Origin of the sequence: Streptomyces axinellae, assembly GCF_039532135.1 — a bacterium.
Classification (GTDB): domain Bacteria; phylum Actinomycetota; class Actinomycetes; order Streptomycetales; family Streptomycetaceae; genus Streptomyces; species Streptomyces axinellae.
On the sequence record NZ_BAAARJ010000065.1, the window covers coordinates 1 to 1,546 of the forward strand.

Here is a 1,546-nt window from a genome sequence, read left to right on the forward strand (position 1 = left end):
CCACCGATCCTCCATTTGTTCTCCTGCCAGACGGGCGACAGGCCATGCCGCCCCAGCGCCTGTGCCAGCCCCTCTCCCAACGCCTTCTTGCGCCCCCGGGTTCGCAGCGTGCTCAGGAATTGGCCGATGGGCACGTCGGCGGTGACGTCGCCGATCACCACCGTCTGCGTCTCCGTCTGCTTGGGCAGGTCTCCCTGCTTCCGGGCGTTCAGCGCGGCCGCGTAATGCTCGTCCCTCCACATGATCTTTTTTCCGGTCTGCGGGATCGTCCACCGGCCGTCTGATACTTGCCGGGGCGCCAGACCATGCCGGGACAGCGCCGCTGTGAGCCCCTTTCCCAACGCCTTCTTGCGTCCCTTGCTTCGCAGCGTGTTCAGGAATTGGCTGATGGGGACGTCGGCGGTAACGCCACCGATCACCACCGTCTGCGTATCCCTAAACCCGGGCAGGTCTCCCTGCTTCCGGGCGTTCAGCGCGGCCGCGTAATCCTCGTCCCTCCACATGATTTGCCGTCCGGTATGCGGGACCGTCCACAGACCCTCTGATATTTGCCGAGGCGGCAGGCCATGCCATGTCAGCGCCTCTGCCAGCCCCTCTCCCAACGCCGTTTTGCGCCCCCGGCTTCGCAGATTGGTCAGGAATTGGCCGATGGGGACCTCGGCGGTGACGCCGTCGATCACCACCTTCTGCGTATCCGTCTGCTTGGGCAGGTCCCCCTGCTTCCGGGCGTTCAGCGCGGCCGCGTAATGCTCGTCCCTCCACATGACTAGTTGTCCGGTCTGCGGGATCGTCCACCGGCCGTCTGATACTTGCCGGGGCGCCAGACCATGCCATGTCAGCGCCTCTACCAGCCCCTCTCCCAACGCCTTTGTGCGCCCCCGGCTTCGCAGCGTGTTCAGGAATTTGCCGATGGGGATGTCGGCGGTGACGCCACCGATCAACACTCCCTGCGTCTCCGTCTGCTTGGGCAGGTCTCCCTGCTCCCGGGCGTTCAACGCGGCCGCGTATTCCTCATCGGAATACTTCCTCGGCATGGTTCATCCCTTCCCATTCCGTGTGAAGCCGCCTGTATGGGCGCTTTCTGCTCACCTGACCGCCTGCCCGACAGCCCGGGCACCTTCGACCGGAACCGGACCCGGTACCGCCTGCTGCGGCACACCCTCCGCATCCGCTCACGACACGCCCCCGGAACCCCGCCCCGGCCTCACTCCTCCCGCCGGAAGCAACGGCGCGACGGCGCGACGGCACTCACCGGACCACTCCGAGAAACTGGCGTGGCACGCTACCGAGACGCCACCCGGAGCAACCCGAAACAGCATAGGAGAACGGGAGATTGAACACGCCTTCTATGATGCCGAGGACGACGTCCCGCGGCACACGGTCACCGTTGCCCCTGGCCACAACGGCCATCCGGCAAGATCCGCCGACTGCGGATCCCATGCAAACGGCGAGCCGACCTCCATGAAGCTATGTCGCCCACCTCGTCCTCCTGGTGATCCAGCTGGCCCACTACAACTCGGCCCACGCCAGCTGCGGTGCCAGCCTC

Annotated in this window: 1 protein-coding gene; it reads right to left on the reverse strand. The window is 65.9% G+C overall.

The features are described 5' to 3' along the window. On the reverse strand, positions 1 to 1,034 hold a 1,034-nt coding region (locus ABD339_RS33435; protein WP_344570936.1), incomplete at its 3' end, for a hypothetical protein. Between the last annotated feature and the right edge of the window lie 512 nt (positions 1,035 to 1,546).